This window comes from Amycolatopsis dendrobii (assembly GCF_014145675.1).
GTDB classification, from domain to species: Bacteria; Actinomycetota; Actinomycetes; order Mycobacteriales; family Pseudonocardiaceae; genus Amycolatopsis; species Amycolatopsis dendrobii.
This window is the reverse complement of sequence record NZ_JACGZW010000004.1, coordinates 548,387-569,844: the sequence shown is the minus strand read 5'-3', so window position 1 is coordinate 569,844 and position 21,458 is coordinate 548,387. Positions and strand designations below refer to the sequence as shown.

20 protein-coding genes are annotated in these 21,458 nt (G+C 69.6%); 14 read left to right on the top strand and 6 right to left on the bottom strand.

Annotated elements, in window-relative coordinates:
• Positions 1–194 precede the first annotated feature (194 nt).
• Positions 195–1,889 carry a bifunctional diguanylate cyclase/phosphodiesterase gene (locus H4281_RS14415; protein WP_182891384.1) on the top strand — a complete coding sequence of 565 codons (1,695 nt, stop codon included), beginning with the start codon at positions 195–197 and terminating at the stop codon, positions 1,887–1,889.
• Here the strand turns inward: H4281_RS14415 and H4281_RS14410 are convergent, their stop codons facing one another.
• Both H4281_RS14410 and H4281_RS14405 read right to left on the bottom strand, forming a co-directional pair.
• Entirely contained in the window at positions 1,890–2,411 is a 522-nt protein-coding gene (locus H4281_RS14410) for a phosphoribosyltransferase family protein (protein ID WP_182891383.1), read from the bottom strand.
• Positions 2,412–2,459: 48 nt separating this feature from the next.
• On the bottom strand, positions 2,460–2,858 hold the full coding sequence (locus tag H4281_RS14405; RefSeq protein WP_182891382.1) for a VOC family protein: 399 nt from the start codon (positions 2,856–2,858) through the stop codon (positions 2,460–2,462).
• A gap of 84 nt (positions 2,859–2,942) precedes the next feature.
• Between H4281_RS14405 and H4281_RS14400 the strand changes: the two genes are divergently transcribed.
• Positions 2,943–3,941, top strand: a complete 999-nt coding sequence (locus H4281_RS14400) for a helix-turn-helix transcriptional regulator (RefSeq protein ID WP_182891381.1) — start codon at positions 2,943–2,945, stop codon at positions 3,939–3,941.
• Here H4281_RS14400 and H4281_RS14395 read toward each other — a convergent pair.
• Positions 3,884–4,303 (bottom strand): MarR family winged helix-turn-helix transcriptional regulator, encoded by a 420-nt coding sequence (locus tag H4281_RS14395; RefSeq protein ID WP_182891380.1) that lies wholly within the window; start codon positions 4,301–4,303, stop codon positions 3,884–3,886. The genes H4281_RS14400 and H4281_RS14395 overlap by 58 nt on opposite strands.
• A 67-nt stretch (positions 4,304–4,370) precedes the next feature.
• Here H4281_RS14395 and H4281_RS14390 point away from each other — a divergent pair, with 67 nt between their 5' ends.
• The 8 genes from H4281_RS14390 to H4281_RS14355 all read left to right on the top strand — a co-directional run bounded on the left by H4281_RS14390 (position 4,371) and on the right by H4281_RS14355 (position 14,706).
• A complete protein-coding gene (locus tag H4281_RS14390; RefSeq protein WP_182891379.1) occupies positions 4,371–5,132 on the top strand; it encodes an alpha/beta fold hydrolase in 762 nt (253 codons plus the stop codon).
• A 346-nt stretch (positions 5,133–5,478) separates the two neighbouring features.
• Positions 5,479–7,557: a hydantoinase/oxoprolinase family protein gene (locus H4281_RS14385; protein WP_182891378.1), complete on the top strand. Its 2,079-nt coding sequence runs from the start codon at positions 5,479–5,481 to the stop codon at positions 7,555–7,557.
• Complete coding sequence (locus tag H4281_RS14380; RefSeq protein ID WP_182891377.1) at positions 7,554–9,266, top strand: hydantoinase B/oxoprolinase family protein; 1,713 nt, start codon at positions 7,554–7,556, stop codon at positions 9,264–9,266. Before H4281_RS14385 ends, H4281_RS14380 begins: the two co-directional genes overlap by 4 nt.
• Before the next feature lie 40 nt (positions 9,267–9,306).
• Entirely contained in the window at positions 9,307–10,635 is a 1,329-nt protein-coding gene (locus H4281_RS14375; RefSeq protein WP_182891376.1) for an MFS transporter, read from the top strand.
• On the top strand, positions 10,632–11,183 hold the full coding sequence (locus tag H4281_RS14370) for a cysteine hydrolase family protein (protein ID WP_182891375.1): 552 nt from the start codon (positions 10,632–10,634) through the stop codon (positions 11,181–11,183). Before H4281_RS14375 ends, H4281_RS14370 begins: the two co-directional genes overlap by 4 nt.
• The gene (locus H4281_RS14365; RefSeq protein ID WP_312872109.1) at positions 11,180–12,343 is read left to right on the top strand and encodes a glycine C-acetyltransferase; all 1,164 of its coding nucleotides are present in this window, start codon (positions 11,180–11,182) and stop codon (positions 12,341–12,343) included. Before H4281_RS14370 ends, H4281_RS14365 begins: the two co-directional genes overlap by 4 nt.
• Positions 12,340–13,134, top strand: coding sequence for an SDR family NAD(P)-dependent oxidoreductase (locus H4281_RS14360; RefSeq protein WP_182891374.1), 795 nt, complete (start codon positions 12,340–12,342; stop codon positions 13,132–13,134). The genes H4281_RS14365 and H4281_RS14360 overlap by 4 nt, the downstream gene beginning before the upstream one ends.
• 84 nt (positions 13,135–13,218) lie before the next feature.
• Positions 13,219–14,706 carry a CoA-acylating methylmalonate-semialdehyde dehydrogenase gene (locus tag H4281_RS14355; RefSeq protein ID WP_182891373.1) on the top strand — a complete coding sequence of 496 codons (1,488 nt, stop codon included), beginning with the start codon at positions 13,219–13,221 and terminating at the stop codon, positions 14,704–14,706.
• Between the two features lie 44 nt (positions 14,707–14,750).
• Here the strand turns inward: H4281_RS14355 and H4281_RS14350 are convergent, their stop codons facing one another.
• Positions 14,751–15,509: a GntR family transcriptional regulator gene (locus H4281_RS14350; protein WP_182891372.1), complete on the bottom strand. Its 759-nt coding sequence runs from the start codon at positions 15,507–15,509 to the stop codon at positions 14,751–14,753.
• 108 nt (positions 15,510–15,617) lie between these two features.
• Here H4281_RS14350 and H4281_RS14345 point away from each other — a divergent pair, with 108 nt between their 5' ends.
• The gene (locus H4281_RS14345; protein WP_182891371.1) at positions 15,618–16,763 is read left to right on the top strand and encodes a pyridoxal phosphate-dependent aminotransferase; all 1,146 of its coding nucleotides are present in this window, start codon (positions 15,618–15,620) and stop codon (positions 16,761–16,763) included.
• A gap of 84 nt (positions 16,764–16,847) precedes the next feature.
• On the top strand, positions 16,848–17,693 hold the full coding sequence (locus tag H4281_RS14340) for an SAM-dependent methyltransferase (protein ID WP_182891370.1): 846 nt from the start codon (positions 16,848–16,850) through the stop codon (positions 17,691–17,693).
• 98 nt (positions 17,694–17,791) lie between these two features.
• On the opposite strand, the gene H4281_RS14335 is transcribed toward H4281_RS14340, so the two are convergent.
• The gene (locus tag H4281_RS14335) at positions 17,792–19,318 is read right to left on the bottom strand and encodes an MFS transporter (protein ID WP_182891369.1); all 1,527 of its coding nucleotides are present in this window, start codon (positions 19,316–19,318) and stop codon (positions 17,792–17,794) included.
• A gap of 101 nt (positions 19,319–19,419) precedes the next feature.
• The gene (locus tag H4281_RS14330; protein WP_182891368.1) at positions 19,420–20,058 is read right to left on the bottom strand and encodes a TetR/AcrR family transcriptional regulator; all 639 of its coding nucleotides are present in this window, start codon (positions 20,056–20,058) and stop codon (positions 19,420–19,422) included.
• A 96-nt stretch (positions 20,059–20,154) separates the two neighbouring features.
• Here H4281_RS14330 and H4281_RS14325 point away from each other — a divergent pair, with 96 nt between their 5' ends.
• Both H4281_RS14325 and H4281_RS14320 read left to right on the top strand, forming a co-directional pair.
• Complete coding sequence (locus tag H4281_RS14325) at positions 20,155–20,784, top strand: DUF5701 family protein (protein WP_182891367.1); 630 nt, start codon at positions 20,155–20,157, stop codon at positions 20,782–20,784.
• A 54-nt stretch (positions 20,785–20,838) separates the two neighbouring features.
• Positions 20,839–21,447, top strand: coding sequence for a CatB-related O-acetyltransferase (locus tag H4281_RS14320; RefSeq protein WP_182891366.1), 609 nt, complete (start codon positions 20,839–20,841; stop codon positions 21,445–21,447).
• The last annotated feature ends 11 nt before the right edge of the window (positions 21,448–21,458 follow it).

The window sequence follows — 21,458 nt, the reverse complement described above, 5'->3', positions numbered from 1 at the left end:
CGCCTGGTCAGCGCCCTGCGTAGCCGGTTTGTGATGGTAGTCACGGGCCATACCGGGAGTTTGTTCCGCGCGGTCGCGAATCCCAAGCACAGCACCCGATCCCGAAGACTTTTCCGGTTCAGCCGCCGACTGGGCAGGTCAACGGGAGATAACGGTTTCATGGAGATCCGTGCGTTCCAGGCGAGGATCTGCGTGTGCTCGCCCCCGCCGACCAGGTTCGTTTCGCCTTCGAGCCGCTGTACAGCCTCTACAGCGGCTCGGCTGTCGCAGTCGAAGCGGTCGGGCATCCGGGCGCCGGCTGGGTACAGGATCTCCTCGACGCGGCGGGCGACCAGGCCCAGCTGATCGACGCCGACCTCGACCTCGTGGCACGCGCGGCCGCGGCGGTCCCGCCGAACGCGGCCGGGGTGTCCCTGCACCTGAACCTGAGCGCCAGCGCCGCCGGCGCGCCCGCCGAGCGGTTCATCCCGCTGCTCCAGACCCTGGAACGCACCGGCCGCCGGGCCGCCGACGTCGTGCTGGAAATCACCGCTCCGCTCGCGATCCCGAATCCGGGAACCCTGCTGCAGGGCCTGAACCGGCTCCGCGACCTGGGCTTCCGGCTGGCCTTCGACCGGCTCGGCGCGGCAGGCCTGCCGATGAACCTGCTCGCCGAAGCGCCGATCGAGATGATCAAGCTGGACCGCGCGACGCTGCGCCGGCTCCCGTCGAACGCGGCGACCGTCGCGCTCGTCGAGGCGCTGGTGCAGTTCGCCGCGCAAACCGACCTGCGGCTCGTCGCGACCGGGATCGAGAACGACGCGGAGCTCGACCTCGCCCGGCGCTCCGGAATCCGCCTGGTTCAAGGGAATCTGTTCGCGACCGCCGCTCCCGAGCGAGTGCTGCCCGCCGCCGAACGCGGCGACCAGCCGGGCGCCGCGGCCGTTTCGCCCGCCGCCGGACTGCGGATCCCGGAATTCCTCCGCCAGGCCAAGACCCTCCCGGACGACGCGACGTGCGACGACGTCCACGCGATCCTGTCCGCCGAGCACGCGCCGAAGGCCATCGTCGGGCTCGACCAGCAGGCGCGTCCACAGTGGACGATCGACCGGATGCGGTTCCTGCTCGCGGTGACCGGCCGGTACGGGCACGCGTTGTATTCCGGGAAGCCCGCCGCGAAACTGGCCGGCCCGCCGCGGCTGGTCCGGATCGACACCGGCACCCGGGAACTGCTCGAGCTCATCGCCGACGGCGGAGCCGAGAACAGCGGCGACGACCTCGTCGTGACCGACAAGTCCGGCCGTTACCAGGGCGTGGTGCGGCCGAACGAGGTGATGCGCCGGATGGCCGCGGTGAAGGTCGAGGCCGCGGTCGCGCTCAACCCGCTGACCCGGCTGCCCGGCAGCGACGCGATCGCACAGGACGTCGCCCGCCGGGCAGGAGCCGGACGGCCGTTCGTCGTGGCCTGGCTGGACATCGACCACTTCAAACGGCTCAACGACACCGCCGGGTTCGCCGCGGGCGACGACCTGATCCGCGCCATCGGCCGGGGGCTGACCGACCACGCCCGGCGGCTCGGCGACGTCACCGTCGGCCACGTCGGCGGCGACGATTTCCTGGTCGTGTGCGGCGTCGAAGACATCACGGCCCTCGCCGACGCCGTACTCGGCCACGACTGGTCCGCCGACGGGGTGCCGGTCACACTGTCCCTGGCGAGCCTCGTCCAGACCGGCGCGTCAACGGGTACGTATCGCGAAAGCGCCCGGCTGCTGGCTCCGTTGAAGAAGCAAGCCAAGGGGATCCTGGGCTCGAGCTGGGTCAACAGCTGGCCCGGTGCCGGACGGGCGCAGGTCCTCCGCGGCGGCAAGGAAACGAGCGGCCGGTCGCCGGAGCTGCTGCGCCAGCGTTAGTCACTCCTCCGGCAGTTCGTCCTTGGCCAGCAACGAATGCAGCCGCCCGAAGCGCGAGCGCAGCGCCGGGTCGAGCTGATCGACCAGCACCGCGCAGCCGACCAGCTCCGCGCCCGCCTCGCTCACCAGGTCGCGCACCGCCGACGCCTGGCTGCCCGTCTCGATCCAGTCGTCCACCAGCACCAGCCGGTCGCCGGGCGACAGCGCCGACCGCTGCATCCGCAGGACGTGTCGGAGACCCCGGTAGTCCGGGTCGGTTTCGCGGGTCAGCTTCTCGCCGGGGAACAGCCCGGCGGCCTTGCGGACCGCGGCGAACCCGACGCCCAGTTCCACCGCGACGGCGCCGCCGAGCAGGAAGCCGCGCGATTCGATCCCGCACACCGCGGTCACGCCCGCGTCCCGGAACGGCTCGGCCAGCGCCTTGACCACCTCGGCGAACGCGACGGCGTCCCGGAAAACCGGCCAGAGGTCGGCATGTCCGTCGACCCAGCGGAACCGGTCCAGCAGAAGCGCACGTGTCATGCGGCGATCCTGGCCGGTCGCCGGGCGTTCAGGCGAGGCGTTTTCCCGTTACCTGGCGAGCCGGGCGCGGGCCTGCTCGGTCTGCGGCGCGAACAGGTTGACCAGGTTGCCGTCCGGGTCGCGGAACAGCAGCGAACGGTTGCCCCACGGCATCGTCGTCGGCTCCTGGACGACCTCGGCGAGCAGCGGGCGGAGCCGCGCGAACTCCCGGTCGACGTCCTCGACCAGGAACTCCAGGATGACGGTCCGGTTCGATTGCGGCACCGCCGCGCCCGCGCTGAACAGCGCCATCGTCTCGGCGCTGCCGATCGCCAGCGTCGCGGCCGCGCCGGCGAACTCGGCGAACTGCTTCGCCGGACGGCTCGCCACGAGGCCGGTCACCTGCTCGTAAAAGGACGTCAGACGGTCGACGTCACCGGTGATGATGCGGACAGAAGTCACCTGCACGGCCACATTCCTCTCTGGTTGCTTGGCGGCCACGCTAGAAGCAATAGTGGACAGGATCCGCCCGGTATTGCGAGAATTCTCCGCATGACCCGGCCGATCGCCCGCGTGCTGGCGCTGCTGGAGATCCTTCAGGGCGGCGGCACCCGGACCGTCGCCGAACTCGCCGGGCGGCTGGACGTGGACGAACGCACCGTCCGCCGGTACGTCGAGCACCTGCTCGACCTGGACATTCCGGTCCGCTCCGTACGCGGCCGCTACGGCGGGTACCGGCTCGCCCCCGGCTACCGGATGCCGCCGCTCATGCTCACTGACGAAGAGGCGCTCGCGGTACTGCTCGGACTGGTCGCGGGACGGCGCGCGGGACTGGTCACCACGTCAGTCGCGGCTGCGGAGAGCGCGGTAGCGAAGGTCCGCCGGGTGCTGCCCGAAGCACTCGGCCGTCGCCTCGACGCCTTGCTGGAGGTCGCCGACTTCACCACGCCCGCCCGTCCCTCGCTCACTGCGGAGGCAGAGGTGCTCCTCGCGGTCGCGGAGGCAGCGCGCGACCAGCGTCCGGTCAAACTCGCCTACACCGCGGCGCACGGCCGAAGCAGCGAACGTGTCGTCGAGCCGTACGGTGTCGTGGCACATTCCGGGCGTTGGTATCTCACCGGCTTCGACTCAAGTGCCGGACAAGTGCGCACCTTCCGCGTCGACCGGATCGAGCGGGCCGAACCGCAGGACGGAACTTTCAGCGCCCCAACGGATTTCGACCCCGCCCACCAGGTGCTGACCGGCCTCGCCGAAGCACCGCACCGGCACGACATAGCAGTGCGGATCCGCGCGACCGCAGAGGAAATCCGCGCCGTGTTCCCGCCGTCCATCGCCATCCTGGAAGCCGATGACCGGTGGGTCCGCGCGCGAATCCGGGCCGAACGCCTCGACTGGATCCCGCCGCGGCTCGCCGCACTCGACCGCCCGTTCGTCATCGAGCGGCCGGACGCGCTCCGCGACCAGACGCGCGCCTTCGCCGACCGGCTGACCGGTTACGCCGGATCCTCCTCGAGCGCGACATCCAGCAACGCGCCCAGTTCATTGAGCTGAGCCGCCGAAAGCCGGCTCAACGACGTCTTCACCACGACGTCCACCAGTTCCTGTCCCGCCGCCCGCAGCTCCGCGCCCTTCTCCGTGAGCCGATGCCGCACCGCGCGACCCGGTCCCGGCACCCGCTCGATCAGGCCGCGATCGACCATTCGCGCGGCCAGCGTGCCGAAGGACTGGTCGGTCTGGAAGGTCAGCACGGCGAGGTCGTGCAGCGACGCATCCGGGTGATTGGCCAAGTGCCGCAAGGTATCCCACTGCACGAGCGACAGCCCGAGCGGCTGCAGCGCCTGGCTCAGCGCGCGGTGATGACGATGCTGCAGGCGCTTGACGGCCAGAGCGACGTCGGCGTGGCGGTACCTCATGGCCGGGGAGCCTACCCTCGTCCACCACAGGTTGCTTATATCAGCTTCCTTATATAAGGTTCCTGATATGACTTCTTCCCGGACACTCCAGTTCCCCTTGGCCGGACCGGTCGAGATCACTGTCGAAGACCACGACCGGACCCGGACATTCCTGCTGCTGCACGGCGGAGGCGGCGTCGCGACGATGGCCGGCTTCGCCGAGTTGCTGGCCGACCGCACCCGCTCGCGAGTCCTGCTGCCCACCCATCCCGGCTTCAACAGCACGCCGAAAGCCGCCGAACTCACCGACGTCACCGCGCTGGCCAAGGCGTACGTCGCACTGCTCGACCACCTCGACGTCTCGGACGTCACCGTGGTGGGCAACTCCTTCGGCGGCTGGCTGGCCGCGGAAATCGCCCTGCTGCACAGCCCGCGCGTCAGCCGCGCAGTGGTCGTCGACGGCATCGGCATCGAGGTCGCCGGGCATCCGCTGGCCGACGTCCGCGGCAAAACCGTCGCCGAAATCCAGCAATTCTCGTTCCATGACCCGGCGAAAGCGCCGGTCCCGCCCGCCGGCGGCACCGGCCCGAGCCCGGATGTCGCCGCACTGGTGGGCTATGCCGGCCCGGCGATGACCGACCCGACGCTGGCCGAGCGACTAGGCAAAGCGGACATCCCCGTCCACGTCCTCTGGGGCGAGAGCGATCGCATCGCCGACCCGCAGTACGGCAAGGCGTACGCCGCCGCGATCCGGGGCGCGACCTTCACCGTGCTTCCCCGCACCGGGCATCTGCCGCAGGTCGAAACCCCGGAGGAACTGCTCGACGCGGTGCTCGCCTTCGACGCATAACCACGGCGGAAGCCCTCCTGGCCGAGCACTTCACCACGAACGACGCCACGGCCGCGACGCCCTCGCATCGAACCTCTGCCGCGCTCACCGCAGCTCCCCGGACCGCTTGTCACCCACGCTGCCGACCGCGACCTGACGAGCGACCGGAGGTGGCCGACCGAGCGGCAAGACCGTAAACCTCGCAGGTCCAGGCACTGAACCACGCCGCATCCGAGCGCCTCCGCACTACTTGCCGACCACCTCTGCTACGACCAGTTCTGAATTAAAAAATGGCAACTGCTGCTTGCTGATATCTCAACTCAGTCCTACTGTGATCCCAGTCGCTCGCTGAACGAAGGAGATCGCAGTGCCTCGCAGTCACGATCCTCGACCGGCCGGCTGGCGGGTCGGCGCCGACATCGGCGGCACGTTCACCGACGTCATCGCGCTGGGCCCGGCAGGCGAGGTCGTCCCGATGAAGGTGCCGTCGACGCCGCCCGAGTACGGCGCGGGCGTCGTGACGGCGACGACCGCGGTGCTGGCCTCCGCTGGAACGCGACCGGAGTCAGTCGTCGCGATGCTGCACGGCACGACCGTGGCCACCAACGCGATCCTTTCGATGAGCGGCGTCCGGACCGCGGTGGTCACCACCCGGGGCTTCCGCGACGTGCTGGAAATCGGACGGCTGCGGCGTCCCGCGCTCTACGACCTCTCGTGGTCGAAGCCGCAGCCGCTGGCGCGCCGGAGGAATCGCTACGAACTCGACCAGCGCATCACGGCCGACGGGCAACTCTCCCCCGCGACCGACGCGGACGAAGTCCGGGCGCTGGCCGCACAACTGCGCGTGGACGGCATCGAGGCGATCGCCGTGTGCCTGCTCAATTCCTACGTCCGGCCGGACGAGGAGCGGCGGGTCGCCGAACTGCTGCGTGCCGAACTGCCGGAGGTCTACGTCACCGCGTCGGTCGACGTTTCCCCGCAGCCGCACGAATTCGAACGCACCAGCACGGCGACGGTCAACGCTTACGTCGGCCCGGCGGTGCACGGTTACCTCACCCGGCTGGAAGCGGGACTGCGCGCCGAAAACGTCCAGGCTCCGCTGCTGGTCATGCAGTCCAGCGGGGGTCTGCTCGACGCGGCTTCGGTCGCGCAACGGCCGGTGCAGATCATCGAGTCCGGCCCGGCCGCCGGGGTCACCGCGGTGCAGAAGCTCGCGCAGCTGATCGGTCTGTCCACAGTGGTCGCTTTCGACATGGGCGGAACCACGGCGAAGGCCTCGCTGATCGAGCACGGGGAACCGTTCGTCTCGGCGGATTACGAGGTCGGCGGCGGGATGAACGTGGCGCGCGGGCTCAGCTCCGGGGCCGGTTATCCGGTGCGGGCCCCGTCGATCGACATCGCGGAGGTCGGGTCCGGCGGCGGCAGCATCATCTCCGTCGACCCGGCGGGCGCGCTGCACGTCGGACCGGCGAGCGCCGGGTCCCGGCCGGGCCCGGCCTGCTATGGCCAGGGCGGCGCACTGCCGACCCTGACGGATGCCAACGTCACACTGGGATATCTCAGTCCGCAGTCTCTGGCAGGCGGCCGCGTCGCGCTCCACCCGGACCTCGCCGAAAAGGCACTGTCCACAGTGGCCGGACAACTGGGCGACGACATCCCCGGAACGGCGCGCGGGGCATATCAGGTCGCCGTCTCTAGTATGACAACCGCGGTCAAAGCGGTGACCAGCGAACGAGGCAGGGATCCGCGAGAGGCCACCATGGTCGCGTTCGGCGGCGCGGGTCCGCTGTACGCCGCCGCGCTGGCCCGTGAACTGGGCATCGACACCGTGCTCGTACCGGTGCATCCCGGGCTCTTCAGCAGTCTCGGCCTGCTCGTCGCCGACACCGAACGCCACGAACTTTCGCCCTACCGCGCCGAATTCGCTGAGATACCAGCGCTCGCCGAGGAATTCGCGCGGCTGTCCGCGAAGGTACGCGAGGAACTCGGCGAGGACGCGGCCGTGGACCGGCTGCTGGACATGCGCTACCGCGGACAGCGCTTCGAACTGCGGATCCGCGTCCCCGACGGCGAACTGACCGAGGACTTGCTCGCCGAAACCCGCGCCCGGTTCCACGCCGAGCACAAGCGCACCTACGGCCGCGCGGGCACCGACGGCCTGGTCGAGCCCGTGAACCTCCGCGTGCGCGGCAGGCAGCCGACTCCAGTGTCCATTTCGGACGTACTGGCCCTGCCGGAGACCGAGAGCACGGCACCGAAGACACGCGAATGCCGGTTCGCCGAAACAGTTTCCGCACCAGTCATCACCAGGTCCGCGCTCGGCGCCGAACCGACGGACGGACCGATGATCATCGAGGACATGGACGCCACCACCCTCGTCCCGCCCGGCGCGCAGGCGCACCGCGACCGGTTCAACAACATCGTGATCACCTGGAGTGCCGCATGATCCGCGACGCCGTGACGTTCGAGGTCTTCCGCAACGCCGTCACCGGGATCGCCGACGAAATGGCGATCACCATCCTGCGCACCGCGCATTCGCAACTCGTCGCGTCCAGCATGGACTTCTCCGCCGCGCTGTGCGACGCCCGCGGCCGGGTCATCGCGCAGGCGAACACGCTGCCGGTGCACCTCGGGTCCATTCCGGCCGCGATGGAAGCGATCTTCGCCGAGTTCGGCGACTCGGTCCGGCCCGGCGACCTCTACCTGCTCAACGACCCGTCGCTCGGCGGCATGCACCTGCCGGACATCTTCGCTGTTTCCCCGGTGTTCGCGGACGAAACGCTGCTCGGCTTCGCGGTCACTGTCGTCAACCACACCGACGTCGGCGGCTGGGCGGCCGGGTCGATGGCAGTCCAGTCCACTAATATCTTCGCCGAGGGAATTCAGATCCCACCGGCGCGGCTGATCGACGCGGGCACCACGAACGAAACCTTCCTGCGCGTGCTGCTGCGCAACGTCCGCGAACCGGAACTCCTGCGCGGCGACTTGGAATCCCAGCTGGCCGCCTGCCACACCGGAGCCGAAGGACTGCGCGCCCTCGCCGCCCGCCACGGCGCCGAACGGCTCGCTGACCTGATCGACGAACTGCTCGACTACTCCGAAACGCTTCTGCGCGCCGCGCTCGCCGACGCCGTGCCCGGCACGTACGAGTTCACCGACCACATCGACGACGACGGACTCGGCTCCGGGCCGATCCCGATCCGCGTCAAAGCGACGCTGTCGGACGCCGGGATCGAACTCGACTTCACCGGTTCCTCTCCGCAGGTCGGCTCCGCGCTCAACGCGACCGAATCGTTCACCCGCTCCGCCGCCTACGCCGCGCTGCAAGGCGTCCTCGCCTCCGACATCCCGGCGAACAGCGGGTTCTACCGCCCGTTCAGCTTCGTCATCCCGGAAGCGTCCATCCTCAATGGACAGCGCCCGGCCGCGCGCGGCGCCCGCGGGCTGGTCGGTTTCCGGATCATCGACGCGGTGCTCGGCGCCCTCGCGCCGGTGTTCCCGGACCGGGTGCCCGCCGCGGGCGAGGGCGGTCCGGACGGAATCGCGATCGGGCTGGTCGGACCGGACGGCGAATCCATGGTGCTGTGGGATCCGCTCGCCGGCGCGTGGGGCGCCCGGCCCGACCGCGACGGCGTCGACGGGATCAGCTCGCTGGGCGCGAACCTGACCAACACCCCGGTCGAAGAACTCGAACGCTCCGGCCACCTGCGCATCGACGGCTACGGCTACCTGCCCGACAGCGGCGGTGCGGGACGCTGGCGCGGCGGGCTCGCGACGTTCCGCGACATGACGCTGCTGGCCTCCGAGGCCAGCGTGCAGATCCGGTCCGACCGGCGGAAGTTCCTGCCGTACGGGCTGGCCGGCGGCGCGCCGGGAACCCCGTCGCTCAACGTCCTCGACCAAGGCGGTCCGGGAGAACGCGTGCTGGCGTCCAAACCGCATTTCGCCATGACCGCAGGCACCCGGCACCGGCACGTGACCGCGGGCGGGGGCGGGCACGGACATCCGTTCGGCCGGGAGCCGGAGCGGGTGCTCGAAGACGTCCTGGACGGCAAGGTCACCCGCGAGGGGGCTGCCCGGGACTACGGCGTCGTCATCGACGACGGGGGGATCGACCAGGTCGCCACCGCTGCCATACGAGGCGGGGCGCGCTGACGCACCACCACTCCCATTCCCCGACAGATCGGACTTCGCCATGAGTTCCCATGTCGCCGCCGGCCGGAGCACTGTCGCACCGCGCACCTGGCGGAAAGCGGGCCTCCGGATCATCCCGCTGGTCGGCCTCGCCTACGTGGCCAGCTACATCGACCGCGCCAACGTCGGCTACCTCGCCGCCCCGATGTCGCGCGACCTGCACCTGAGCACCGGCCAGATCGGGCTCGCCGCCGGACTGTTCTTCATCGGCTACATCCTCGTCGAGGTGCCGAGCAACCTGGCGCTGCGACGGTTCGGCGCGCGGAAGTGGATCGCGCGCATCATGATCACGTGGGGCCTGGTCACCGCGGCCACCGCCGCGGTGAACTCGGCCGCGACGCTCTACCTGGCCCGGCTGCTGCTCGGGTTCGCCGAGGCCGGGCTCGCCGCCGGGATCCTGCTCTACCTGACCCTGTGGTTCCCGCGCCGCCAGCGGTCCTGGGCGTTGTCGGCGTTCTTCCTGATGACGCCGGTGGCTTCGATCATCGGCTCGCCGCTGGCCGCCGCGCTGCTCGAATGGGGCCAGCAACTGTTCGGCATCGCGGGCTGGCGGTCGCTGTTCCTCGTCGAGGGTCTGCTGACGGTGGTGGTCAGCATCCTGGTCTTCGTCTTCCTTCCCGACCGCCCGGCCACCGCGCGCTGGCTCGACGACGACGAGAAGGCGGCGATCGAGGCGACGCTGGCCGCGGAAGCCGAGGAACACCGGGCCCACGGCGCGCTTTCCGGGCTGCGCGAGGCGCTGACCAGCCGCCGGGTCTGGGTCATGGCCGTGACGTGGTTCGCCATCGCGTTCGGGCTCTACCCGCTCCAGTTCTTCCTGCCGACGATGCTCCGGTCCATCACGCACAGCATCGGCGGCGCCGGAGACGTCAGCAGCGTCTTGCTGTCCGCGATCCCGTACGCGGTGGCCTTGCTCGCGCTGCTGGTGTGGGCTCGGTTCGCGGCCCGGCGTACTGCAGTGACCGCCACTGCCATACCAATGGCGCTCGGTATTGTCGGCCTGCTGCTCGCGACGTTCACCAGCAGCGGCACGCTGTTCGTGATCGCGGTCTGCCTGAGCGTCTCCGGGATTCTGACCGCGATGCCGCAGTTCTGGCGGATCCCGGCGATCGGGCTGACCGGCGCGGCCGCCGCGTCCGGGATCGCGCTGATCAACTCGGTCAGCAACCTCAGCGGGTTCATCGGCCCGTACTTCACCGGCGCGGTCGCGTCGGCGACCGGCAGTTTCACCTATGCGCTGCTCGCGATCGCGATCATCATGACGGCAGGACTGGCCGCCCTGCTCACCACGGGGCGGCGGATGGAACGACTGGACGGGAACCTTTCATGACCACTGCACTGATCGTCGGCGACATCCAGCGGGGCATCACGGACGGCTACCCGTTCGCCCGCCAGGTCGTGCCGCCGCTCACCGGCCTGCTGCCGCGGGCCCGGAAGGCCGGCGTGCTCGTCGTCTTCGTGCACTTCGCCATGCGGGACAACGGAACCGACCTGCCCGGCGGCGCGCTGTACCGCTCGTTCTTCGACGCCGGGGACGCGTTCCACGAGGGTTCGCCGGGAACCGGACTCGCACTGCCGGTCAGCGCGGAAGACGTTGTCGTTCTGAAGCGCCGGGCCAGCGCGTTCGCCGGCACGGACCTCGACCTCGTGCTCCGTGCCCGGGGCGTCCGCGACCTCGCGGTCGCCGGGGTGGCGACCAGCGCGATGGTCACCGCCACCTGCTACGACGCGGCTGATCGCGGCTACCCGGTGACCGTGCTGCGCGACGGATGCGCGGACGGCGACCAGGACGTCAACGACTTCTTGCTGGACAAGGTCTTTCCCAGCCGGGGATTCGAGGTCGTGTCCTGCACCGAATGGATCGGAGATACCGCGTGAACACGGCGTTGCTCGACCGGCTGCGCACCGAACTCGATGGCCGCAGACCTCGGCGCGACCTCGTCGTTTCCGGTGCACAGGGCCCGACGGTGAGCGTGGACGGCGAGAAGCTGGTCAACCTCGCTTCCAACGACTATCTCGGTCTCGCTCAGTCTCCGGAAGTCCTTGCCGCGGCCCAGGAAACGATGCGCGGCCAAGGACTCGGCGTGGCCGCGGGCCGGGTGCTCTGCGGCACCCGGAATGTCCACAGTGCACTCGAAGCGGCCATCGCCGACCTGGTCGGCGCCGAGGACGCGGTGTTGTACGGCTCGTGCTTCGACGCGAACCTCGGCGTCTTCGCCGCTCTGTTCGGCCCGGACGACGTGATCTTCAGCGACGCGCTCAACCATGCCAGCCTGATCGACGGCATCCGGCTGGCACAGGCCCAGCGGCGGGTCTACGCCCACTCAGATCTCAACGAGCTGGAGCGATATCTCACTGAAAGCACGGAGGCACGGCACCGGCTGATCGTGACCGACGGTGTGTTCAGCATGGACGGCGACTTCGCGGCGCTCCCCCAGCTCGTCGAACTGGCACGCCGCTACGACGCGGTGCTGCTGGTCGACGATTCGCACGCGACCGGGGTCCTCGGCGGCGGCACCGCCGAACACTTCGGACTCCGCGATGAGGTCGACCTCGTCACCGGAACGCTCGGCAAGGCACTCGGCGGCGCGGCCGGAGGCTTCGTCGCCGGTCCGCGCGCGGTCACCGAAACCCTGCGCCAGGTTTCGCGGCCCTACATCTTCACCAACGCGATGGCTCCTCCGCTCGCAGCCGCCGCCTTGACCGCGATCCACCTTGCCGCTCACCGCCCGGAGCTGCGGGAACGCTTGGCCGCCAACACTTCCTGGCTCCGCGCCGCGCTGCGGGATCTGGGGTACGAGGTGCTGCCCGGCGAACACCCGATCGTCCCGGTGATGCTGCGCGGTGGAACGCTCGCGGTTGAGATGGCAGCGGCGCTGCGACGGGAAGGCGTTCTCGTCTTCGCGCTCTCTCATCCAGTTGTCCCGATTGGGGAAGAGCGAATCCGGGTGCAGGTCTCGGCCTCGCACACGCGGGAGCACCTCGAACAGGCAGCCGCCGCTTTCGGCCGGGTCCGCGGCCTGCTGGCGGCCGCATGAGCACCGTCGACGGCCTCCGCGCTCCGACCAGCACCGACAGCCGCGAACTCGCCGGCCGGGTCGCGATCGTGACCGGCGGCGCGAGCGGCATGGGCCTGGCGACAGTGCACGCGCTGGCCAGCCGGGGCGCGACAGTCACGGTATTCGACCCGGCCGCGCGCGACGTCGAGGAACTGGCGGCGACGCTGTCGGTCCCGGCAGAACGGCTTCAGTCGATCGCGGTGGACGTCACCGACGCGGATCGGGTCGGCCGCGCGTTCGACGCGGTGCTGGCCGGCCACACCGGGCTCGACATCCTGGTCAACGCGGCCGGTATCGCACCACCGACGCCGTTTGAAGATATCACCGAAGCCGAGTGGAATCGCGTGCTCGCGGTCAGCGTGCACGGGACGTTCCTGTGCTGCCAGCGCGCATTGCCCGCGATGCGGACCGGCGGCTGGGGCCGGATCGTCAATTTCTCGTCCACCGCGGGCAAAACGATCAGCACCGCGGGCGGCGCGCACTACACGACGGCCAAGCACGGCGTCCTCGGCCTCACCCGGCACCTCGCGAAGAACTACGGGCCGGACGGGATCACGGTCAACGCCGTCTGTCCCGGCCTGATCGACACCCCGATGGTCCGCGGCCTGCTTTCCGCGGCCGCGCTCGACGAAGCCACCCGATCGTTCCCTGTGCCGCGCGCCGGGCTGCCCTGGGAGGTCGCGGAACTCGTCGCGTTCCTCGCGTCCGACCGCGCGGCCTACATCACCGGCGCCGCGATCGACATCAACGGCGGCGACCTCATCGTCTGAGCTGTCCACGCCGAAAACCCTTGCCAGCACTCAGCATCGGCGGCCGATGCTGCCTCACCCCCTGACCAGAAGGCGAGTTCCCTCGTGCACCCCATCATCCGACACCGCATCGGCGGCCGGGAAACCACCGGTCATTCGACCCGGACCGCGCCGGTGTGGAATCCCGCGACCGGCGAGCGCCAAGCCGCCGTGCTGCTCGCCGAGCCCGCCGACGTCGACGCCGCGGTGCAAGCCGCGCGCAGCGCGCTGCCGGACTGGGCAGACACCTCGGTCATGCGCCGGGCGCGGCTCATGTTCGCGTTCCGCACCCTGGTCGAGAAACACCTCGACGAACTGGCGCGGATCGTTTCCGCCGAACACGGCAAGGTTTTCGAGGACGCGAAAGGCGAACTCGTCCGAGGCCTGGAGGTGATCGATTTCGCCTGCGGCATCCCGCACCTGCTCAAAGGCGAATACTCCGACCAGGTCTCGACCGGCGTCGACCTCTTTTCGTTCCGGCAGCCGCTCGGCGTGTGCGCGGGCATCACGCCGTTCAATTTCCCCGCCATGGTCCCGATGTGGATGCACCCGATCGCCATCGCGACCGGCAACACGTTCGTGCTCAAACCGTCCGAACGCGACCCTTCCGCGGCCGGCTTCGTCGCCGAACTCTACGCCGAGGCGGGGCTGCCCGACGGAGTTTTCAACGTCGTGCACGGCGACAAGGTCGCGGTGGACGCGTTGCTGGACCATCCGGACGTCGCGGCGGTGTCGTTCGTCGGCTCGACGCCGATCGCGCGGTACGTGCACGAGCGCGCGACCGCGAACGGCAAGCGCGTGCAGGCGCTCGGCGGCGCGAAGAACCACGCCGTCGTCCTGCCCGACGCCGACCTCGAAAACGCTGCCGAGCACCTGGTTTCCGCCGCGTATGGATCGGCCGGCCAGCGGTGCATGGCGATTTCCGTCGCCGTCGCGGTCGGTGATGTGGCCGAGCCGCTGGTCAAGCTGATCGGCGAAAAGGCCCGCGCCATCAAGGTCGGCCCGGGGCTGACGCCGGGGTCCGAGATGGGACCGGTCGTGTCGCCGGAAGCGCTCGAGCGCGTCAAGGGCTACCTCGACGCAGGGACCGCCGCGGGTGCCGAACTGGTGGTCGACGGACGGGACAGCACCGTGGACGGGGACGGATTCTTCGTCGGGCCAACGCTTTTCGACGGCGTGACCCCCGAGATGAGCGTGTACCGCGACGAGATCTTCGGCCCGGTGCTCGCGGTCGTGCGCGTCGATTCGCTGACCGAGGCGATCGACCTGATCAACGCGAGCGAGTGGGCCAACGGCACCGCGATTTTCACCGGCAGCGGCCGGTCGGCGCGGCAGTTCCAGCGGTCGGTGCAGGTCGGGATGATCGGCGTGAACGTCCCGATTCCGGTGCCGATGGCGTTCTACTCGTTCGGCGGCTGGAAGCAGTCGCTGTTCGGCGCGCACCACATGCACGGTCCCGAGGGCGTCGCTTTCTACACCCGCGCCAAGGCCGTGACCAGTCGCTGGCCGGAATCGCCGGAGGCGGCGAGCCTGCATTTCCCCACCGCGGTCTGACCGGATCGCGGCCCGGGGAGAACGCGCTCCCCGGGCCGCACCGGTCAATTCAGCGGGATTTCGATGTTCGCGCGGCTGACCGACGTGCTCTTGGTCAGCACCTGGAGCACGTCGCGGCGCACCCGCTCGCACCGAGCCTGCATCGAGGCACGCGCTGCTTCCGCGTCACGCTCGCACAGGCTCTCGAAAATCGCGCGCAGTTCACCCGGCGGGCTCGCGACGTCCGGAGCGATCATCAGCACCAGCCGCAGCACGCGTTCCAGTTCGTCGAGGACGTCGACGAGCGATTTGACGAGCCGGTTGTTGCCGCTGAAATGGGCCATGATGGCCTCGAATTCGATCCCGACCGGCAGCCAGTCGTCGAGTTCCGTCTCGCCCGCCACGTAATCGGACGAGATCTTCGACAGAATTTCGAGCCGTTCGAGCGCCGGCACCGAGATGCCGTTGCGCGCCGCTTCGGCAGCCGCCTCGCCGGCCAGCAGCGACCGCAGGCCGCACAGATCGCCGGTGTCCTGCAACGTGATCGAACTGACGACGTAGCCCGCGCGCGGCAATGCGCTGACCAGCCCGTCGCGTCGCAGCCGGGCGAGCGCCTCGCGCACCGGCGTCTTGCTGATCTGCCACTGCTGCGCGAGCGACGTCTCGGTGAAACTGCTGCCGGGACGCAGCGTCAGATCGATGATCTGGCGCCGGATCGCCCGGTAGGCCTGACTGGTCCGGTCGAGGCCGGATTCGTCTTTGCCGACCAGCAGCAACGCGGGAATGTGCGGCGCGCCGGAGAGGACGTCGTGGATGTCGGACACCCGCTCAGAATACCAGTACTGCTGGTTGATATGGCACGAGAGCATCTTCAGGCCTCCTAAAAGATATCTACTATTGTCACTGATATCTCAGTGTGGGAAGCTGTTCTCATGCCGCGAAGCAGCTCGACCTCCACGGTTCTCCCCGCCTCCCGCGACGTCCCGGCGCTCGGCGCGTTGAGCGCTCGCGACCGGGCCCGCCGGACCGGCGTCCCGATGCTTCCGCTCATCGGAGCCCCGGTCCTGCCGATGCCCGGGCACGTGCGCGACGCGGTCCTGCGGGCAATGGACAAACCCGACCCGCGCGACAGCCGGGGCCTTCCCGAACTCCGGTCGGCCATCGCCGCGGAACTGGGCCCGGACATCGACCCCGAGCGCCGGCTGCTGGTGACGCACGGCGCGCAACACGGGCTTTCCCTTGTGCTGCGCACCGTCCTCGAGCCCGGCGACGAGGTGATCGTGCCGACCCCGACATACTTCTTCGACGGCGCCATCCGCGAATCCGGCGCGGTGCCCGCGTATGTCCCGTCCCGAGAGGACTGGACCTTCGATCTCGACGGCATGGCCGCCGCGGTGACGCCCCGCAGCCGTGCCATTCTCCTGTGCAATCCGGTCAATCCCACCGGCTACCTCCCCAATGCCGCAACCATCGCCGCGGTGGTCGGCCTCGCCGCCCGCCACGGACTTCTCGTGATCTCCGATGATTCGTGGCGGCATTTCGCCTTCGATCGGAACGAACACCATCCGATCGAGGGACTGGCCGAGGTCTGGCCGCACTTGATCACCGTCACCAGCCTCAGCAAGTACTACGCGCTCGCGACCTGGCGGATCGGCTACGTGCTGGCGCCGCCGGAAATCGTCGACGCGATGGAACGCCGCCTTCAATGGGAAGCCGTGTGCTGCGGCGCGGTCGCGCAGTACGCGGCGACGGCCGCGCTCACCGGGCCGCGAGAATGGCTCGACCGCGAGCGTTCGACGTATCAGCGAAAACGCGACCTCGTGTGCGACGGCATCGCGGCCAGCGGCCTGCCCGCCCCGGTACGCCCCGGCGGCGGCGCGTTCCTGCTCGCCGACTGCGGCCGCCTCGGCGACACTCCGGAAGACATCGACCGGGCTTTGCTGCGCAACGGAGTCACGGCGATCCGCGGCGCCGATCTGCACGCCCCGGACACCCACGTCCGGCTCACCTTCGGCGCGGCGGAACCTGTCCTCGAAAAGCTGATCAGCGCGGTGAAACACGCCCTCCTGGAGACATAGCCGAACCGGTTTCGCGGTCTGGGGCGAGTCCGCTACTCTCGGTACGGCATCTATCACCGTGTCAACACGCGGGAGGTACGCGTCGTGGCCGACGCAGTCAACGCACCGCCGGGGGTCAACCCGAACCAGTCGAGCGCCGCCCGCGTTTACGACTATCTGCTGGGCGGGAAAGACAATTACGAGATCGACCGGCAGGTCGCCAGGGAAGCCGCCAGGGTGATGCCGGACATCGCGGAAACCGCGCGGGTCAACCGGCACCTGATGACCCGGATCTGCCGGTTCCTCGCCTACCACGCGGGCGTCCGGCAGTACATCGACTGCGGTTCCGGCATGCCGACCTCGGAGAACGTGCACCAGATCGTGCAGCGGGCCGACCCGCAGGCGAAGGTCGTCTACGTCGACTACGACCCGGTGGTGGCCAGCCACGGGCGGGCGCTGCTCGACGAAAACGAATTCACCGAATACATCCAGGCGGATTTCTTCGACCCGCCGAGCATTCTCGACCATCCGACGGTCAACGAGCACCTCGACTGGAACCAGCCGATCGCGGTCCTGTTCCTGCTCGCGCTGCACCACCAGACCGGCGACCGCGAGGTTCCGGCGAAGGTGACGAAGGAATTCATCGACCGGCTCCCGTCCGGTTCGTACGTAGCGATCTCGCACCTGCTCGACGCCCACGACGGTTCCGAGGACGACGAAGCGGTGCAGGGCATCATCGAATCGGTCCACAACGGATCGATGAAGGACGTCTCGTCCCGCACCCGCGCCGAGATCAAGGCTCTGTTCCACGACCTGGAGCTGATTCCGAGCGGGCCGAACAAACCCGCGGAAATCGTGCCGGTGGTCGAATGGTGGCCCGACGGCCCGCTGCTGGGCGAGCCGACGGTCGCGCAGCGGATCGTGGCGGTCGGCGTCGCGCGGAAACCCTGATTCTCACGACTGCGGGCCGGTGTTCCCGCCGAGCGTTCAGCTCGGCCAGAGCACCGGCCCGCAGTCGTGTCACGGGAAAACCCTGACCGCGCAATAGGTTACGACGCGACTGGCACCGGCTCTTCCGTCTTCGCCGCCGCCGGGGAACGCCGCAGCGCGACCATTCCCACCACTGCGAACACCACCACGATCGCCGCCCCGATCCCGGCGACGGTGTGCAGCCCCGAACTGAACGCGTCGCGCGCCGTGGCCAGCAACTGTTCGCCCGTCGCGCCGGGCAGCGTCGCCGACGCCTCCATCGCACCGGCCATGCTGTCGGTCGCCTGTGCGGCCGCCGCGGCGGGCACGGCGGACGGGAGCGCGATCTGGTCGCGGTACACCGCCGTAGCGACGCTGCCGAACACCGCGATCCCCATGGCGATCCCGAATTCCGCGCTGGTCTCCGACATCGCCGAAGCCGCGCCGGCCCGCTGCGGCGGGACCGAACCGACCACCATTTCGGTGCACAGCACGCCCTGCGGCCCCATGCCGAAGCTGGCGATCGACATGCCCAGCACCACGAAAGCCACCCCGCCGGACCCGCTGGCGAGCGTGAACAACAGGATCCCGCCCGCGGCGACGAGCATTCCGAAGCCCAGCACGAATTCCGGCCGGAACCGGCGCGCCAGCCGCGGCGCGATCGTCGACCCGGCGACCACCGCGAGCGCCTGCGGGACCAGCAGCAGCCCCGCGTCGACCGTGCTCAGCCCGGCGACCATCTGCAGGTACTGGCTGACCAGCATGAACACCCCGCCCATGGTGACCGCGCCGACCAGCATGATCGCCACCGCCGCGCTGAACGCGCGCACCCGGAACAGCTGGAGGTCCAGCAGCGGATGCTCCAGCCGCTGCTGCCGCCGAACGAACACCGCACCGACCGCGAGCCCCGCGGCGAGCACGCCGATTTCGGTCAGGGACAGACCGTTTTTGGCGATTTCCTTGAGCGCGTAGATGACCGGCAGGATCGCGGCGAGCGAGAGGGCGACGCTGGCGAGGTCGAGGCGTCCGGCACTCGCGTCGCGGTATTCGGGCAGCAGCTTCGGCGCGGTCGCGAGCAGCAGGACCATCACCGGCACGCCCATCAGGAACACCGAACCCCAGCGGAAATGCTCCAGCAGGAACCCGCCCGCGACCGGGCCGGCCACCATGCCGCCCATGAAGCAGCTCATCCACACCGCGATCGCCGTGCCGCGCTGTTGGGGGTTCGGGAACATGTTGCTGATCAACGCGAGCGTCGACGGCATGAGCGTCGCCCCGGCGATCCCGAGCACGGCCCGCGCCGCGATCAGCATCTCCGGGCTGGTCGAGAACGCCGCCGCGACCGACGCGAGCCCGAACGCGCCGCCGCCGATCAGCAGCAGCTTGCGCCTGCCGATCCGGTCGCCGAGGGTGCCCATCGTGACGAGGAACCCGGCGATCATGAAGCCGTAGATGTCGATGATCCACAACAGTTGCGTGCTGGAAGGCCGCAGGTCCGCGGCGAGGTGCGGAACCGCGAGGTGCAGCACGCTCATGTCCAGCGACAACAGCACGGTCGGCAGGGCCAGCACCGCCAGGCCCAGCCACTCGCGTCGTCCGGCGCTCATTTCTGTCTCCCCTGGTGTCTTTCCGGTCGTCTCACTCAAGCGACGATCGGGGTGCGCGCGGATCGACATCGCAGGGAAAAACTTCTTCGGACGGACGTCGCCTAGGACGGCGCGGAGGCCACCGCGTAGTTCCCGAGCGAAGGTTCCAGCAGGTCGAACGCCCGCGCCGCCTCCGCCTCGACCGTCGCCGCGACTTCGTCGACGGGCCGTCCGGCCAGCGTCAGCTCCTCGATCCGCTCGAACAGGCTGTGGTGCACCGCTCCCAGCACCGCGGCCGCCGTGCGGACCGTGATGTCCGTGCGGGGGCTGCCGACCGCGTCCGCCAGCGCCTGCGCCAACGCCCGTTCCCGCTGTTCGTGCAGACCGCGCAGGCACGCGGACAACGTCGGGCTCTCGGCGATCATCCGGCTGAACTCCAGCCCGGCGAACCCGACCACCGGGTCCTTCGCCGCGACCGCCGCCTCGAACGCCCGCCGCAGCGCCGCGAGCGCCGACTCCCCCGGTTCGCGCGACGACACCGCGGCCGCCAGGGTCGCGACGAACTCGTCCTGATGGTCGAGGACCAGGTCTTCCTTGCGGGCGAAGTAGTTGGTCACCGTCTTCTTCGCGACCCGTGCGGCCGCCGCGACCTGGGCGATCGTCGTCTCCTCGAAGCCCTGCTCCAGGAACAGCCGCGTCGCGTGGTCGGAGATCAGCCGGCGCGTCTCCTGCTTCTTGGCTTCCCGCAGGCCCACATCCATCAAGAACTTACCTCCGACGTAATTTTACCTTGACACCCGTTTTGACTCTCGGCATACTTTTACTATCGACGTAAATATAACCCGAAGGAGAACCACTTGTCGATCGCTGCCCTTCCGTCGCTCGCGGACCAGGCGAACCACCTCATCGCGCTGGGAGTGCCGGAGATCGCCCAGCTCCCCGCCGGTGACCTGCGTGGCTTCGCCGCGGAGCACAGTGCCGCGGACGGCGCGCTGCTGGCGGTCCACCCGGACCGGGCGCCCGCGTCGGCGCTTGCGCCGCTGCTGCGTCGCGAAGGAAAGGCCGGGTTCGTCGTCACCGACATGGCGGACGTCGACCAGTTCGCGCCGCGCGACATCGATCTGCCCGACGCACCGCTGTACCTCGTCACCGGAATCGACCGCGGCGACGAGATGGCGAACTGGAGCCCCGAGGAAGCCCTGCCCGCGATCACCAAGGCCGGGCGCAGTCCGCTGCTGCTCACCGAGGGGATCCACTGGGTGCTGCAGCAGCCGTCGGCGCTCGAGCGCAATCATTGCTTCATGACCATCGGCTCCCGGCTGCGCAAGGAGAACGGCAAGTTCGACACCCGCACGCCGGCGCTGTGGATCAGCAACGGCACCGGCCGCGACGGCAGCGAGCGCCGCAACGCCCCGAAGGTCGGCTGGTGCTGGTGGGGCAACCGGCACACCTGGCTGGGCTTCGGGTCCGCCGCCGCCCGCCGCTGAACCCGTCACCACGAGGAGAGACCCATTTACCCTGACCCGAACGTCCTGCACCCGATGCCCGGGCAGCCGCGAGTGGTGCTGCTGAAACCGCTGGTCACGTCGCCGCTCATCGACGTCGGCGAGTTCTCCTACTACGACGACCCGGACGAGCCGACCGCCTTCGAGACCCGCAACGTGCTGTACCACTACGGGCCGGAGAAGCTCGTGATCGGCAAGTACTGCGCGCTCGGCGAGGGCGTGCGGTTCATCATGAACGGCGCCAACCACCGGATGGACGGGCCGTCGACGTTCCCGTTCCCGATCATGGGCGGCGACTGGGCCGGACACTTCGACGCCATCACCGGCCTGCCCGGTCGCGGCGACACGGTGCTGGGCAACGACGTCTGGCTCGGCTACCGGGCGATGGTCATGCCGGGCGTCCGCATCGGGCACGGCGCGGTCGTCGCGTCCGGGGCGGTCGTGGTCGACGACGTGCCGGATTACGGCATCGTCGGCGGCAACCCGGCCAAGCTGATCCGCCGCCGGTACCGCGACGAGGACGTCGAGCGGCTGCTGGCGATCGCGTGGTGGGACTGGCCGCTGGACCACCTCACGAAGCACGTCCGCACGGTCATGTCCGGCAGCGTCGACGACCTGGCGAGGGCCGCCGCCGAACTCTCGTGACTCGGTAGCGT

Bases quoted from the DNA above. Each gene is read 5' to 3' on its own strand.
- H4281_RS14410 (WP_182891383.1), bottom strand. From the start codon at position 2,411: ATGACACGTGCGCTTCTGCTGGACCGGTTCCGCTGGGTCGACGGACAT.
- H4281_RS14400 (WP_182891381.1), top strand. From the start codon at position 2,943: ATGACCCGGCCGATCGCCCGCGTGCTGGCGCTGCTGGAGATCCTTCAG.
- H4281_RS14395 (WP_182891380.1), bottom strand. From the start codon at position 4,303: ATGAGGTACCGCCACGCCGACGTCGCTCTGGCCGTCAAGCGCCTGCAG.
- H4281_RS14390 (WP_182891379.1), top strand. From the start codon at position 4,371: ATGACTTCTTCCCGGACACTCCAGTTCCCCTTGGCCGGACCGGTCGAG.
- H4281_RS14380 (WP_182891377.1), top strand. From the start codon at position 7,554: ATGATCCGCGACGCCGTGACGTTCGAGGTCTTCCGCAACGCCGTCACC.
- H4281_RS14375 (WP_182891376.1), top strand. From the start codon at position 9,307: ATGAGTTCCCATGTCGCCGCCGGCCGGAGCACTGTCGCACCGCGCACC.
- H4281_RS14370 (WP_182891375.1), top strand. From the start codon at position 10,632: ATGACCACTGCACTGATCGTCGGCGACATCCAGCGGGGCATCACGGAC.
- H4281_RS14360 (WP_182891374.1), top strand. From the start codon at position 12,340: ATGAGCACCGTCGACGGCCTCCGCGCTCCGACCAGCACCGACAGCCGC.
- H4281_RS14345 (WP_182891371.1), top strand. From the start codon at position 15,618: ATGCCGCGAAGCAGCTCGACCTCCACGGTTCTCCCCGCCTCCCGCGAC.
- H4281_RS14335 (WP_182891369.1), bottom strand. From the start codon at position 19,318: ATGAGCGCCGGACGACGCGAGTGGCTGGGCCTGGCGGTGCTGGCCCTG.
- H4281_RS14330 (WP_182891368.1), bottom strand. From the start codon at position 20,058: ATGGATGTGGGCCTGCGGGAAGCCAAGAAGCAGGAGACGCGCCGGCTG.
- H4281_RS14320 (WP_182891366.1), top strand. From the start codon at position 20,839: ATGCCCGGGCAGCCGCGAGTGGTGCTGCTGAAACCGCTGGTCACGTCG.